Raw genomic sequence first — 14,439 nt, forward strand, 5'->3', positions numbered from 1 at the left:
ATCAATCCCTCATTCGGCCACGATGCCACGGGCCTTGATGATGCGCGCCCAGGTTTGGGTTTCGGCCTTGATGTGGGCGGCAAACTCGGCAGGCTTTTGCGTGGCATCGCTCAGGCCCTGGGCGCGCAGTTGCTCACGCACGGCAGGCTGGGCCAAAATTTCTGCGGCATCTTTGGCCAGTTGTTCAGCCAGCGCAGCAGGCGTGCCCGCCGGGGCCAACAAGCCATACCAGGAGGTGACCACCACGCCGCTGACGCCCTGCTCGGCCAGGGTCGGAATTTCTGGCGCCACCGAGGTGCGTGCCGTGTCTGTCAGGCCCAGGGCCAGCAATTTGCCGCTCTTGATGTGGGCCAAGGTGGCGGGCAAGTTGCTGAACATCAGGGGCACGGTGCCGCCCAACACATCGTTGAGCGCAGGCCCGGTGCCTTTGTAGGGCACATGCAGCAAATCGGTCTCGGTCTGTTGCTTGAACAATTCACCGGCCAAATGCAAACCACTGCCAATGCCCGGCGAGGCATACGACAAACTGCCCGGCCGCGCCTTGGCCTGCGCCAACAAGTCGCGCACGCTGCCCAATTTGGTTTGCGCATTCGCCACCAGCACGTTCGGAGCCTTGGCCAACATGGTGATGGGCACAAAGTCGCGCTCGATGTTGAACGGGAAATTGGGCATCAGTGTCGGGTTGATGGTCAGGTTGCCTGCAGGCACCACCAGCAGCGTCTTGCCGTCGGGCTTGGCGCGCTTGACCTTGTCGATGCCCAGATTGCCAGCCGCACCAGGCAGGTTCTCGACCACCGCCGTGAGGCCGGTTTTCTTTTGCAGACCATCGGCCAGGATGCGCGAGAGCACATCGACCGGACCGCCAGGTGGAAACGGGGCGACGATGGTCATGCGCTCTTGCGCACTGGCTGACATGGCCACCAGGCACACGGCGACGCCGACCGCTTTCAAAAACCATTTTTTCATGACAAGGCCCAAGGCATGGGGGCATCGTTCATGCCCCAGTAGAAACTCTTTTGCGTGGTGTATTCCAAAATACCCTGACGCCCTTTTTCGCGGCCCGTGCCGCTGAGCTTGACGCCCCCAAACGGCGTGCTCACCGAAAACAACTTGTAGGTGTTGACCCACACGGTGCCCGTCTGCAAGGCCCGGCCGATGCGCCAGGCGGCTTTGTAGTCACGTGTCCAGATGCCCGAGGCCAGGCCGTAATCGTTGTCGTTGCACTGCGCGATCAGGTCGGCCTCATCGGACCAGGGCAGCAGCGCCAGCACCGGTCCAAAAATCTCCTCACGGCACATGCGCGCGGTGTTGGGCAAGCCTTCGATCACCGTGGGTTGGTAGTAACTGCCCTGGTCGTAATACCCCCCTTGGGGGCGTGCCCCGCCACACAAGACCCGGCCGCCTTCGTCGCGGCCCAGTTGCACATAGCGTTCCACCGAATCGCGGTGGCCCCGGTTAACCAGCGGGCCCATGTGGGTCGTCTCCAGTGCCGGATCGGCGACACGCAAACCCTTCACGGCAGCCAGCAGGCGCGACTTGAATGCCTCATAGACCGCGGCATGCACAAAGGCCCGCGAGCCTGCAATGCAGGACTCGCCCGAGGAACTGAAGATGCCGTAAATCACGCCCGCCACCGCGTGGTCCAAGTCAGCATCCGCACACACAATGGTCGGCGATTTGCCGCCCAGCTCCAGCGAGGTCGGCATCAGCTTGTCAGCCGCCAGCCGCTGAATGCCCATGCCGACATTCGTGCCACCCGTGAAAGCGATGCGTTTGACCAGCGGGTGGCGCACCAGCGCATCGCCCACCACCGAGCCCTTGCCGGGCAACACGCTGACGATGCCGTCGGGCACGCCCGACTGCTGTGCAATGCGGGCCAGCTCGATGGCCATGCGCGGCGTGATTTCGGCCGGTTTGATGACGATGGCGCAACCGGCTGCCAGCGCCGGGGCCATTTTCTGGGCCTCGCTGGCGATCGGTGAATTCCAGGGCGTGATGGCCCCCACCACACCCAGCGGCTCGTGCACACTCATCGTCAAATAATCACCCCGAGTGGGCGTGACCGCGTCTTCCCAGGTCTCGGCAGCGGCTGCAAAAAACTGGAAGGTGCCCGCCGCGCTGGCCACCAGCGCCCGACATTCCTTGATGGGTTTGCCGTTGTCCAGGCGCTGCAGTTGCGCCAGGCTTTCGGCTTGCTCACGAATACCTTGCGCGATGCGGTGCAACACACCGGCGCGTTCATGCGGCATGCGCATGGCCCAAGCCGGTTGCAAGCGGGCCTTTTCGGCCGCTTGCACGGCTTCGTCCACATCGGCCACGGTGGCGGCATGCAGCTGGGCGACCACCGATCCGTCGTGCGGGTATTCGGTGGTGTAAGACGGCCCCGAGGCATCACGCCAGCGACCGGCAAGCAAAGTCTGGATGTGTTCTGTCATGGCGGTTCCGGGTCAAATCGTCACGCTGGCCGTGCGGTTGTGCAAAAAGCGCAAGGCCGACAGCACCGTGAGCGCCGAGGTTTTGGGGTTGTCGGCCAAGGGCTTGCCACACATGCGCACCTGCATCTCGCCAAAGGCACCGTGGGCTTCGATCTCGTGGATGTTTTCGGTCACGGTCGGGTCCGCGATCAGGCGCACCTGCGTGTGGTCCAGCCCCAGACCTGCCAGCGACAAAGTGGCCGCCACGTTGGCATTCTTGGGGTACAGCCGCGCCGCTTCGCGGGCCGTGGCCTGCAAAATCACCGTGGGTTCAGTCAGGGTGTCGAGGTTCACCACCTGCTCGGCCGGTGAGCCGCGCCAGCCCGAAGGCGGCTTGCGGCCAATGTAAGTCACACTGTCCAGCCCGGCCTGGCGCGCTGCGGCCAGCGCATCGATGCCGCCAATGGCCCCGGCCAGCAAATGCAGCTGCGTGCCGCCTTGCTCAGCCGCAGCCTGCAATTGCTCGGGCAGACCGGGTGCAGACATCGCGCCGATCGACAAAACCGCACATTCGACGCCGCGCTGCAAAGCGGGCAAAATGTGGGCCGTCAAGGCCGTGTGCCCCGCGCACTCGAGCACCAATGGCGTACCGTGCGGGACCTGGTGCGTGACCGTCACGCCCGCCCCCAGCTCAGCCTGCAAAGCGGCCGCTTTGCCCTCAGACACCACAATGTGCGTGATGCGCACGCCTGCATGCCCTTGCATGCGCTGGTAGACCGAGCGGCCAATGGCCCCAAATCCGATGAGGGTGAGTTCCTGGGTGCGCATGGCTCAATCCGTCTTCTTGGGCGGACCGGCAAACTTGACCGGGAAAGCCCCCCAAGCGGCCATGTCCACCTCGACCACCACCGGGCCGGGTGTTTGCAGAGCCTGGCGCAACACGCTTTCCGTCTGCGCCGGGTCGCTGAGCTTGTGATGCGTCACCTGCAAGCTGGCGCAAAACTGCGCGAAGTCGGGGTTGTGCAGCTCCACATAGCAATGGCGGCTGCCGTACACCGCATCCTGAATGTTCCTGATCACGCCATAGCGGCTGTCGTTCATCAGCAGCACCAGCATGTCGGCGCGCTCTTGCGCTGCACAGGCGAGCTCGCCCACGTTGAGCATAAAGCCGCCATCGCCCGCCATCACCACCGTCTTGCGGCCCAAAGCGTGTTCCTGGTTGGCCAGCGCCACGCCAATGCCCATGGCCAGACCTTGACCGATGCCGCCCCCCAACGCATGCACACCGGCACGCGGATGGTCCAGCAACGGTGCGCGGTTGCCCCACATGGTGTTGGACAAAGTGATGTCACGCACCCACCACAGGGCTTTGCCTGCCGTGGCTTGCAAGGTGTTCTTGAGCTTGACGTAAGGGCCCAAAGTGCTGTCCACCAGCACCTCGGCTTGGCGACGGGTGTTTTGCAGATCGGTCAGGAACGCCGGATCGGTCTGCATGCGCCCTTGCAGCGCATCGGCCAGGGCGTTCAGGGTCAGGGCGGCATCGCCTTGCACAAAGTATTCGCTGTCGTAGGCCCGGTTTTGGGTCAGCGCGTTGGCATCGATGCGAAAACGGTGTGCGGGCAATTGCAGCTTGTACGTCAGGGTCTCGTTGCTGCGCAGGCGTGAGCCCACCACCAGCAAGGCATCAACCGACTGGTAAAAGGCCTCGCTGGGTTTTTGTAAGTTGTACGAGCCCAGGCTGGCCGGGTGGTCTTCGGCCAACACGCCGCGCCCCTGCACCGAGGTGACCACACCCCAACCCATGGCCACCAGCCTCTGCACGGCAGCGCTTGCGCCCCGGGCTCCACCGCCCAGCCACAGCAAAGGGCGTTTTTTGCTGGCCAGTTGCTCAGCCAGCGCCTGCACCGCCTCAGGCGACGGGGCCAGTGGGGCCACAGGCAAAGGCATCAGGTCAGCGGGCAAAGGCAGGCGCATGGCCTGTACATCGATCGGAATTTCGATGCTCACCGGGCCGCAGGGTGGCGTGAAAGCCAAACGCACGGCCTCGCGCAAAGTGGCCAGCGCGGTCTCTGGGTTGCGGATGCGAAACGCCTCCTTGCCCACAGACTTGAGCATGGCCAGCTGCGCCGGATGCTCGTGGATGAAACCCAGATCGCGGTCAATAAACTCCGACTCGATCTGACCGGTCAGGTGCAACATCGGCGTGCCTGCCGTGATGGCCTCGACCATGGCCCCCGCCGCATTGCCGCAACCGGTGCCGGTGCTGGTCACGCACACACCCAGCACGCCGCTGACGCGGGCGGCTGCATCGGCCATGTTGCAGGCCCCGGCTTCGCCGCGGGCCGACACAAAACGGATCTGCCCGCGCGTGTGGAAAGCGTCCAGGATCGGCATGTTGTGGATGGAGATCACGCCATAGGCGGTCTTGACCTGGCATGCTTCCAGGAATCGGGCGATCAGTTCGCCCACGGTGATGGTGACAGGGGATGTGTTCATGCGGATTTCTTGTCCTTGGTTTTGGCTGGCCAGCCGCCACGTTGCGGCAGATGGCTCAAGCGTTCGGTCATCTGGGCTGCCGCCGCCATGACCATGTCGACCAGCGGCATCAGGGCCTCGTCTTCGATGCGCTGTGAGGGCACCGAAATGCTGATGGCGCAAGCGACACGGCCTTGTTCATTGAAGACGGGTGCGGCAATGGTGGAGATGCCAGTTTCGTAGCCGCCCATGCTCACGCCATAGCCACGCTCGCGGTCCTGATCGATCAGGGCTTTGAGGTCTTTGAGTGTGGTGGGCGTCTTGGGGGTGTAGGCGGGCAACACCGATTCGGGGTACAGGGCAGACAACTCTTTCAGATCTATGTCCGACAGCAAACTGCGGCCCAGCACCGTGGCGTGCGCGGGCAAACGCGCACCCACCTGGATGGAGTGGAACATGGCGTTGCCACCGGCGGCCTTGGCGATGAACACCACATCGCGGGCATCGCGCACCACCACATGGGCCGAGAAGCCGCAGCGGTCACGCAACTCCTCGATCACGGGACGCCCCACCTCGGTCAACTCCATCGAAGCCAACAACTCAAAACCCAATCGCAGCACCGACAAACCCAGCTTGTAACTCACGCCGTCAGGACAGCGCTCCAGAAACCCGCTTTGCTCCAGCGTGAACAGCATGCGAAACACCGAGGCCCTGGGCAAGCCCATGCGGCGCGAGAGTTCAGCCCCGCTGAGTTCGCGCTCATCGCGGTTGAATTGCATCAGCAACTGCAGGCCGCGTGCGAGGCCGGGCACGGTGTAACGGTCTTCGTTGGGGTTCTTGTCGGTCATAGGTTCACTTCAGGCCAGCGCTGGCAGGCCCAGCAAGGGGTTCACGACAGCCGCTGCCTCCAGCGGGCAGGCATGGCCCACCGGCCCCAGGCTGATGCGCTCATGCGCCACATCCAGCGCCAGCGCATGGCACGCGGCGGGCGTGGTGACGGTGTCTTCGTCTCCGCTGGCAATGGCCAAGGGACCGGTCCAGGTTTTCAGATCCTGCGCGAGTCGGCCTTGGCCCAGCATCTGCACCGCCTGGGTGTAGCCCGCCGGGTCAATTTGGGCCATGGTCTCGCGCACGGCCTCTTGCAGCGCAGGGGCCGCCTGTGGCGACAGCATGGCTGCACTCCGGGCATTGGCCATGCCGATGGGGCCCAGTTGCTGCAAGTTGGACAGACGGCCTTGGACCACACGTGCGCGCTCTGCATCGGGTGCATCGCCGTAGCCTCTGGCGGGTGCCAGCAGCAGCAAACGGCTCACGCGGTTAGGCTGCAAGCGGGCGGCGCTGGCCGCCATCAAAGCCCCGAGCGAGTGACCTGCGAGCACCACCGGCTGCGTGACGTACAAGGCATCCAGCCAAGCCCACAAGCGTTCGGCATAGTCTTGGGCGTGCGGCTCAGCCATAGGCAAGTGGCTGCTGCGGCCATAGCCCGGTGCATCCCAGGCCAAGACGCGCACATCGTGCCTGCCCACAGCCGCACCCAGCTGGTAAGCCCAGCTGGCCGAGGCTGAACCAATGCCATGCAGCAGCACATGCGTGACCTGTGGCCCCGCACCGGCACTGCGAAACTGGATCGGCCCAAGTGGCGTGTCCACCAGGGACCGCACCACCCCCGACAAAGCGTCTTGAGGACTCAGTGGCATGTCAGCGCTTGATTTTGGCCAAGGGGGAATCGGGTGGGTACACCGGCGTGATCGGCTTGGGCGCGCCCAACATCACGCACATCAGGGCGTCTTCGTCACCGATGTTTTGTTCTTCGCGGTAAACGCCAGGCGGCACCGAGATCAGGTCACGTTCGCCCAGCGTGGCTTCCCAGCGCTGGCCGTCTTTTTCGCAAACGACCTTCATGGCCCCGCGCAGAACAAAGAAGATCTCCTCCACGTCGTAATGGATGTGCGATGGGCCAATGCCGCCGGCAGGAATCACCATGGTCGAAAACGTGAAGTGGGCCGACGGCACGGTGTTGCCATCCTTGTCCACGCCTGTGCCGCCCGTGCCCACGTAGCGCATCTGGGCGCGGCGGTATTTGGGGTCAAAGTCGGCCTGGAACTTGAGCGCATCCCAGTCGTAACGGCGTGTGGACTTGCGGGCCACTCGGCTTTCCATCCAATCGTCAAAACTCTGTCCGTTTTTTTGCAGCATGCTGGCCTGGATCGCCATCTCGGGCGGAATCTGCGGATTGAGCAAACCGTTTTCGTTGAAATGGGGCTGGTTGGCAGCCTCCAGAACTTTCTTGCTGTGCGCGTCCATGGTTTTTCCTTCGTTCAATGCATGACAAAGCCGCCGTTGACCGGCAGCAACTGGCCCGTGATGAAACCGCTGCCCTGCGTCAGCAGGAACAGGGCCGCAGCGTTCACGTCATCGGGCATCTGCGGGCGCTGGATGGCCCGCCCGTTCAGGTAATGGTCGTGCCGATCTTGCGGCACATATTCGGTGGCCTCCACCAAGGTCAGACCCGGGGCGATGGCGTTCACAGTGATGGATTCGGCCCCCAGCTCACGGGCCATCGAACGGGTCATGGCGATGACCGCACCTTTGCTGGCGGCATACGCCATCAACCGGGGCGCACCCCACAAGGCGGTGTCCGATGCCAGATTCACCACGCGGCCCCGCCCGCTGGCAGCCAGGTGCGGCCGAGCGGCTTTGGTCACCAGCCAGGTGCCGCGCACGTTCACATCCATCACGCGGTCCCACATGTCCAGCGCCAGCTCGTCCATCGTCTTGCCGCCCGAGTTGGTGATGGCGGCGTTGTTGATCAAGCCGGTCAAGCCGCCCATCGCTTGCGCCGCGGCGTCTACCCCCGACTGGATGCTCACAGGGTCCAGCAACTCCAGCGGCACATAGCGTGCAGCAGCCCCCAGTTCGGCGGCGAGCGCTTGCCCGCGTTCGTGCAAGACATCGCTGATCACCACTTGCGCACCAGCAGCCACCAGGGCGCGGACAAAGCTCTCGCCCAGGCCCCGAGCCGAGCCGGTGACCAGCACTTTGCTGCCTTGCAGATTGATTTCTTGCATCTTCCAGCTTTCTCTCAGGCGCCCGGCCTTTGCGCATTGACGAGGTAATGCAGCACACGCTTTTCAGCGAGGACCACGGCGTAATAAGCCAGGATGCCAATCACGGTGAGCGCACCGATGATGACAAATACCCCAGAGGTGTTGCCCTGCCCTTCAAAGAAGACCAGCAAATAGCCCAGCCCCATGTTGCCCCCGACCAGCTCGCCGACCACCACGCCAATCACCGCCAGCGTGCTGGCGATGCGCAGGCCAGAAAACAAGGGCGGCAAGGTGGTCGGAAACTCGACCATGCGAAACACCTGGAAACGCGTGGCCGAAAACGAACGGGCCAAGTTGATCAGATCGCCATCCATGGCGCGCATGGCCGACAACACGTTGATCAGCACCGGGAAAAACACGATCAACACCGCCACCAAAATCTTGGGGTAAATCGTGTAGCCCAGCCACATCACAAACAAGGGCGCAAAGGCCACCTTGGGGGCAATTTGCAAAGCCAGCAAATACGGCGACAAGATCGCCTCGACCCGGGGCGAGATGCCCAGCGCATACCCGATGACCGCACCCAGCGCCGACCCCAGCACAAAGCCAATGACCACCTCAGAAGCCGTGATGCCGGCATGCCACAGCAAGCGTTCAGCATCCCAGATGCGTGCGCCTTCGGCCATCACCTGGCTGAAGGGGGGCAGCACAAATTGGGGCACGCCCAGCCAGCCAGGCAGGTACTCCCACATCAGCAGGAACACCACCAGCACCGCCAGGCTCCAAGCCGAGGTCGTCAGTTTTTCTTGGGACATGTGTTTGTCGGTCAATGCGTTGTCAAGTTGTCGCTCTGCTTATTTCGCGGCTTATTTGCCTGTGACAAATTGGTTGGTGTACAGGTCTTTGAGTGGCGTTTCCTTGGGTACAACCGCATTGCTCACATAAAACTTCTGCAGTTCGCCCAAGCGAGCCTCGTCCATTTGGCCGAGCACCTTTTGGTTGGAGTACACGTACTTGTTGTACATCTCGAAAACGTTTTGAATGCCAGCTTCCTTGCCTTTGTGCGCAGGCACATGCTGCACATAAGCGGCGGCAGCCTCTTTGGGGTTGGCCATGATGTCTTTCATGCCCTTGAGCGTGGCACGCACCAGCTTTTGAATCAGCTGCGGATTTTTCTGAATGGTCTCATCAGACGCCAAGATGGCTTGCGCCATGCTTTTGAAATACACATCGGCCGGCAAGATGTCGACCTGCGCGCCAGCGTCCATGGCGCTCGCAGTCCAGTCGGGCACACCGGCCATGGCCACGGCCTTTTTGGCGGCAAACTGCTGCCACACACCGGCTGGGCCTGCGGCCTGGATGTTCACATCGTTCTTGGTCAGACCGACTTTGCTGAGCATGCCCAGCAAGGCGTAGTAAGTGGTGTCGGTGTAAGAGATGACCGTGACGGTTTTGCCTTTGAGCTCGCGTGGGCTTTCGATTCGCTCATCTTTGTGGCTGACCATCTGCGTCAGCGAGCCCGCGCCCAAGACCGCCACCGCCTTGATCGGGATGCCCTGCGAACGCGCAATGATGGGGGTATCGCCAATCGCACCGCCGATGACCGCATTGCCCGCACCGACTTGCTTGGCCACGTCCACACCACCGCGTGCGGCGACAAACTTCACATCCAGACCCTCGGCTTTGTAATAACCCTTGGCTTGCGCCAGCATCCAGGGGCCAAAAGCCGGCAGTGTGCCGGGCGCAGGCAAAAGGTAAGTAACTTCTTGCAAAGGCGCTTGTGCCACGGCCGGCAAAGTCACTGAAAGCGCAGCGGCCATCAAACTGGCACAGGTCAGGCGTTTGCCGATGAAAGATGCTTTTGTCATACGTGTCTCCATGGATATCAAGGGGTTAAAACAAACAGGACTCAATGCACATCGGCTTGACTGTCCAACTTCAACAACGCCATCAACCGACTCACATAGTCAGCCAATTGCGGATGTTTTCGGCGCTGCATCGGATTGGACCGATCGGGCAGATCCACCAAAATCTCTTCAATGATGGTGCCCGGACGCTCGCTCATGACCAAGATCCGGTCAGACAGCGCAACGGCCTCTGCCAAATCGTGCGTGATGAAGACCACGGTCTTGCGCTCGCGTTGCACGGTTTGGGCCAGGTCCTGCTGCAAGATCATTTTGGTCTGCGCATCCAGGGCAGAAAACGGCTCGTCCATCAGCAACACCAAAGGATCGACCGCCAAGGTCCTCGCCATGGCGGCGCGTTGGCGCATGCCGCCAGACAATTGATTGGGGTAATGCGCAGCAAAACCCTTGAGGTGGCATTGCACAATCAAACGCTCCGAGATGGCTTGTCGCTCTGCCGCCTTGACGCCACGCAGCTCCAGCCCGAACTCCACGTTTTGGGCAATGGTGCGCCAGGGCATGAGCAGGTCTTTTTGCAGCATGAACGCCACATGCTTGTTGGGGCCAGACACCACTTCGCCATTGACTTTGACGGTGCCTGCAGAGGGTTTGGACAAACCCGCGCCCATGTTGAGCAAGGTGCTTTTGCCGCAGCCCGAAGGGCCAATGATGGAGACCACCTCGCCCTCAGCGATTCGGAAATGGATGTCACGCGCAGCCAAGACCTCGGCCGACTTGCCGCGCGCTGCAAAACGTTTTTCCACCCCGATGAATTCAATCGCTGGGGTTGCTGAATCCGGTGTCGTGCCCATGTCAATTGTTTCACTAAAGAAACGTTGATTTATTACAGAATCAATCCTACCTTGTCCGAGCCGTTTGGCAAAGCCCTATCAAAACAATCAACTAAATAAAAAGCGAAAAAAAAACCTGACGCACATGACGCGCTTCAGGCTCTCAAACAGCGCCCTAGAACAGGGCGGGTCAAATCAGGAGCTGAACAGGAAGTTCATCACGTCGCCGTCCTTGACCACGTATTCCTTGCCTTCGGCGCGCATCTTGCCCGCGTCTTTGGCGCCTTGCTCGCCCTTGAAGGCGATGAAGTCGTCAAACGCGATGGTCTGGGCACGGATGTAGCCCTTCTCAAAGTCCGTGTGGATCACGCCAGCCGCTTGCGGGCCCGTATCGCCCACATGGATGGTCCAGGCGCGCACTTCTTTCACACCAGCGGTGAAATAGGTTTGCAGGCCCAGCAAGGTGTAGGCAGAACGGATCAGGCGGTTCAGGCCGGGCTCTTCCTGGCCCAATTCCTTCAAGAATTCCAGGCGGTCGGCATCGTCCATCTCGGACAACTCGGCCTCAATCTTGGCGCAAATGGCCACCACAGGCGCATTTTGCTTGGCGGCAAAAGCCTTCAAGCGGTCGAGGAAGGGGTTGTTCTCGAAGCCGTCTTCCGACACGTTGGCCACGAACATGGCGGGCTTGGCCGTGATGAAGAAGAACTGCTTGAGTTCGGCGCGCTCTTCCTTGCTGAAGTCGATGGTGCGCACCGGCTGGGTGTCGTTCAGGGCCGCTTGGCACTTTTCAAGGATCGCCATTTGCTTGACGGCTTCCTTGTCGCCGGAGCGGGCGATTTTGCTCACGCGGTGGATGGCTTTTTCGGCAGCGGCCAGGTCGGCCAGGCACAGCTCGGTCTGGATGACTTCGATGTCGGCAATCGGGTCCACCTTGTTGGCCACGTGGATGACGTTGTCGTCTTCAAAGCAGCGCACCACGTTGACGATGGCGTCGGTTTCGCGGATGTGGGCCAAAAACTTGTTGCCCAGGCCTTCGCCCGTGCTGGCCCCGGCCACCAAGCCGGCGATGTCCACAAACTCCACAATCGCGGGCACGATGCGCTCGGGCGTGATGATTTCGGCCAACTGCTGCAAACGCGGATCGGGCACCTCGACCACGCCCGTGTTGGGCTCGATCGTGCAAAAGGGGTAATTCTCAGCCGCAATGCCGGCTTTGGTCAGGGCGTTGAAAAGGGTGGATTTGCCAACGTTGGGCAAACCCACGATGCCGCATTTGAGGCTCATGGAAGGCTTTCGGTGATTCGGGAGACAACCGATGATTTTAACGGCTGGGACTGCCGCCCCTGGCCCCATTGCGGCTTGAATGCAAAAGACCCGCGCAGCCTGAGGTGCCAAGGGCCTGCCGGCTCGCCGGGCCGAGTCCGCCACCTACAATGCAGCCATGGCAAACCAACCCGATATTTGCATCCGAGGCGCCGGCATTGTGGGCCGCACTTTGGCCCTGTTGCTGGCCCGCGAACGGCTGCGCGTGGCGCTGGTCGAGGCGCCCGCTCCGGCCTGCGGCCCCGATGTGCGGGCCTACTCGCTCAACAGCGCAGCGCAGCGCATGCTGCAAGACCTGCGCTGCTGGCCAGACGCTCCGGCGGTCACCCCGGTGCACCAGATGCAGGTCTTTGGCGACCAGGGCGGCGAGTTGACCTTTGGCGCCCAGGCCATGGGCGCAGGTGAGCTCAACTGGATGGTGGACGTGCCCGTGCTCGAAGCGCGTCTGGCCGCTGCTGTGCAGTTTCAACCCCAGATCGAAGTAGTGCAGGCCCCCGTCGCCGCGCCGCTCACGGTGATTTGCGAAGGCCGCGCCAGCCAAACGCGTGCCGAGCTGGGCGTGGCGTTTGACATCACCGCCTACGAACAACACGCGGTCGCCACCCGCTTGCGCTGCGAACTGCCCCACGGCGGCGTGGCCCGGCAATGGTTCACCTGGGGTCAGGTGCCAGGCCGGTCCGAAGCCCAGGCCGAGATTTTGGCGCTGCTGCCACTGGGCGGCGAAGGCGGCCACGAAGTGGCGCTGGTGTGGTCCGTCCACCCCTTGCGGGTGCCCCAGCTGATGGGCCTGAGCGCCGAAGACTTTGCCAGCGAACTCGGCCAAGCATGCCGCATGGCCCTTGGCCACATGACGCTGAGCGCTGAACGAGCGGTCTGGCCCTTGCAACTGGCCCGTGCCTCGCGCTGGATTGGCGAGATGCCCGGCACCACGAAACAGGCATTTGCCCTGGCCGGTGATGCGGCCCACGCCATGCACCCGCTGGCAGGCCAAGGCCTGAACGTGGGCCTGGCCGATGTGGCCGAGCTGGTGCGCGTGATCCAGGCCAAAGAATTCTGGCGCCCTTTGCACGACAGCAAGCTGCTGCGCCGCTACGAACGCGCCCGCCAAGCCGATGTGCAAGCCATGGGCTTTGTCACCGATGGCCTGCAGCGCCTGTTTGCACAGCCCGGCCCGGTCTGGCAAAACCTGCGCAACTGGGGCATGCGCGGCTTTGACCGAAGCGGCCCTTTGAAAAACTGGATGACCCGCCAGGCCATGGGGCAAGACGCTGCCGCCTGAGCATCTGCTACCGAACACCGACACCGAAAGAGAGCCACATGAAGTTTGTACGCCCCTTGCTGATCGCACTCCTGACACTGGCCATCAGCCCGGTCTTTGCGCAAGAAACCACCATCCGCAAAAGCCTGAGCGAGCGCCTGCCCAATTTGCCCAAGATCGACGAGATCAGCAAAACCCCCATGAACGGCCTGTACGAAGTGCGCATGGGCAGCGACATCATGTACAGCGATGCCGACGGCAGTTTTCTGATCCAGGGCACGCTGATCGATGTCAAACAGCGTCGCAACCTGACCGAAGAACGCATGGAGAAACTCTCGGCCATCGCGTTTGACCAACTGCCCTTGAAAAACGCCTTCACCCAAGTGCGTGGCAACGGCAAGCGCAAACTGGTCGTGTTTGCCGATCCGAACTGCGGTTACTGCAAGCGCTTTGAAAAAGACCTGCAAAAACTCGACAACGTGACGATCCACCACCTGCTGTACCCCATCCTGGGTGAAGACTCGAAAGCCAAGTCGCGCAACATCTGGTGCGCCAAAGACAAGGCCAAGACCTGGAACGACTGGATGCTCAATGGCACAGCACCTGCAGCGGCCAGCTGCGACACAGCACCCTTGGATGCCAACGTCGAATTCGGCAAAAAGTACCGCATCACCGGCACCCCCACCTTGTTCTTTGCCGATGGCACCCGCGTGCCCGGTGCTGTGCCCCTGGCCCAAGTCGAAAAACTCCTGGCTGACATCAAATGAACCACCTCAAGCACCCCGAAGACCCCACCTGGCGCCTGATCCGTCGTCTGGGTTTTGCAGGCCTGATCCCCTTTGTTTTTCTAGCCCTGTGCCTGTGGCTAGTGGGTCCTGATTTGCACCCCTATGTGGCGCTGGCCATGCAAGGCTATGGCGCGGTGATCGTGTCGTTTCTGGGCGGCATCCATTGGGGCGTGGGCTTTCGCAATGCGTTGATCGCACCCGAAGCACCGCGCATCCATTTCACCTGGGGCGTGGCCCCCTCCATCCTCGCCTGGGTGGGCGTGATGATGCCCGCCTTTGCCGGCTTGCCGCTGCTGGGTTTTGTGCTGATCGGCTGCTACGTGATGGACCGCCGCACCTGGCCTGCCGCAGGCCTGGCGCCCTGGCTGCCCATGCGCTTGCAGTTGACCGTCGTCTCGGCCCTCAGTTGTTTCCTGGCTGCGGGTGCGACCTGATC

At 62.2% G+C, this 14,439-nt stretch carries 15 protein-coding genes; 3 read left to right on the top strand and 12 right to left on the bottom strand.

Features of this window, described 5'->3' with window-relative positions; all coding sequences use genetic code 11:
* Positions 1-9: 9 nt before the first annotated feature.
* The 12 genes from Q1W40_RS04380 to ychF form a co-directional block, all read right to left on the bottom strand.
* Positions 10-915 carry a tripartite tricarboxylate transporter substrate binding protein gene (locus Q1W40_RS04380; protein ID WP_300709384.1) on the bottom strand — a complete coding sequence of 302 codons (906 nt, stop codon included), beginning with the start codon at positions 913-915 and terminating at the stop codon, positions 10-12.
* A gap of 47 nt (positions 916-962) precedes the next feature.
* Complete coding sequence (locus tag Q1W40_RS04385; RefSeq protein ID WP_300709259.1) at positions 963-2,435, bottom strand: aldehyde dehydrogenase; 1,473 nt, start codon at positions 2,433-2,435, stop codon at positions 963-965.
* Positions 2,436-2,447: 12 nt separating this feature from the next.
* Positions 2,448-3,242 carry an aspartate dehydrogenase gene (locus tag Q1W40_RS04390; protein WP_300709261.1) on the bottom strand — a complete coding sequence of 265 codons (795 nt, stop codon included), beginning with the start codon at positions 3,240-3,242 and terminating at the stop codon, positions 2,448-2,450.
* Between the two features lie 3 nt (positions 3,243-3,245).
* A complete protein-coding gene (locus Q1W40_RS04395; protein WP_300709263.1) occupies positions 3,246-4,910 on the bottom strand; it encodes a thiamine pyrophosphate-binding protein in 1,665 nt (554 codons plus the stop codon).
* Positions 4,907-5,737, bottom strand: a complete 831-nt coding sequence (locus tag Q1W40_RS04400; protein ID WP_300709265.1) for an IclR family transcriptional regulator — start codon at positions 5,735-5,737, stop codon at positions 4,907-4,909. The genes Q1W40_RS04395 and Q1W40_RS04400 overlap by 4 nt, the downstream gene beginning before the upstream one ends.
* 9 nt (positions 5,738-5,746) lie before the next feature.
* Positions 5,747-6,586 (bottom strand): alpha/beta hydrolase, encoded by an 840-nt coding sequence (locus tag Q1W40_RS04405; RefSeq protein ID WP_300709267.1) that lies wholly within the window; start codon positions 6,584-6,586, stop codon positions 5,747-5,749.
* Between the two features lies 1 nt (position 6,587).
* Complete coding sequence (locus tag Q1W40_RS04410; RefSeq protein ID WP_300709386.1) at positions 6,588-7,103, bottom strand: cupin domain-containing protein; 516 nt, start codon at positions 7,101-7,103, stop codon at positions 6,588-6,590.
* A gap of 104 nt (positions 7,104-7,207) precedes the next feature.
* Positions 7,208-7,957, bottom strand: a complete 750-nt coding sequence (locus Q1W40_RS04415; RefSeq protein WP_300709269.1) for an SDR family oxidoreductase — start codon at positions 7,955-7,957, stop codon at positions 7,208-7,210.
* Between the two features lie 14 nt (positions 7,958-7,971).
* Complete coding sequence (locus Q1W40_RS04420; protein WP_300709271.1) at positions 7,972-8,751, bottom strand: ABC transporter permease; 780 nt, start codon at positions 8,749-8,751, stop codon at positions 7,972-7,974.
* Between the two features lie 51 nt (positions 8,752-8,802).
* Complete coding sequence (locus Q1W40_RS04425; protein WP_300709273.1) at positions 8,803-9,804, bottom strand: ABC transporter substrate-binding protein; 1,002 nt, start codon at positions 9,802-9,804, stop codon at positions 8,803-8,805.
* Positions 9,805-9,845: 41 nt separating this feature from the next.
* Positions 9,846-10,652: an ABC transporter ATP-binding protein gene (locus Q1W40_RS04430; RefSeq protein ID WP_300709275.1), complete on the bottom strand. Its 807-nt coding sequence runs from the start codon at positions 10,650-10,652 to the stop codon at positions 9,846-9,848.
* 174 nt (positions 10,653-10,826) lie between these two features.
* Positions 10,827-11,918, bottom strand: a complete 1,092-nt coding sequence (ychF, locus tag Q1W40_RS04435) for a redox-regulated ATPase YchF (RefSeq protein WP_300709277.1) — start codon at positions 11,916-11,918, stop codon at positions 10,827-10,829.
* Between the two features lie 157 nt (positions 11,919-12,075).
* Between ychF and Q1W40_RS04440 the strand changes: the two genes are divergently transcribed.
* From Q1W40_RS04440 to Q1W40_RS04450, 3 genes are read left to right on the top strand one after another with little or no spacing between them, the layout of a single operon-like run.
* Positions 12,076-13,236 carry an FAD-dependent monooxygenase gene (locus tag Q1W40_RS04440; RefSeq protein ID WP_300709279.1) on the top strand — a complete coding sequence of 387 codons (1,161 nt, stop codon included), beginning with the start codon at positions 12,076-12,078 and terminating at the stop codon, positions 13,234-13,236.
* Between the two features lie 38 nt (positions 13,237-13,274).
* Positions 13,275-13,982: a DsbC family protein gene (locus Q1W40_RS04445; RefSeq protein ID WP_300709281.1), complete on the top strand. Its 708-nt coding sequence runs from the start codon at positions 13,275-13,277 to the stop codon at positions 13,980-13,982.
* Entirely contained in the window at positions 13,979-14,437 is a 459-nt protein-coding gene (locus tag Q1W40_RS04450; RefSeq protein WP_300709283.1) for a DUF3429 domain-containing protein, read from the top strand. Before Q1W40_RS04445 ends, Q1W40_RS04450 begins: the two co-directional genes overlap by 4 nt.
* Positions 14,438-14,439 lie beyond the last annotated feature (2 nt).

Source organism: Limnohabitans sp. (assembly GCF_030158565.1).
Taxonomy (GTDB): domain Bacteria; phylum Pseudomonadota; class Gammaproteobacteria; order Burkholderiales; family Burkholderiaceae_C; genus Limnohabitans_A.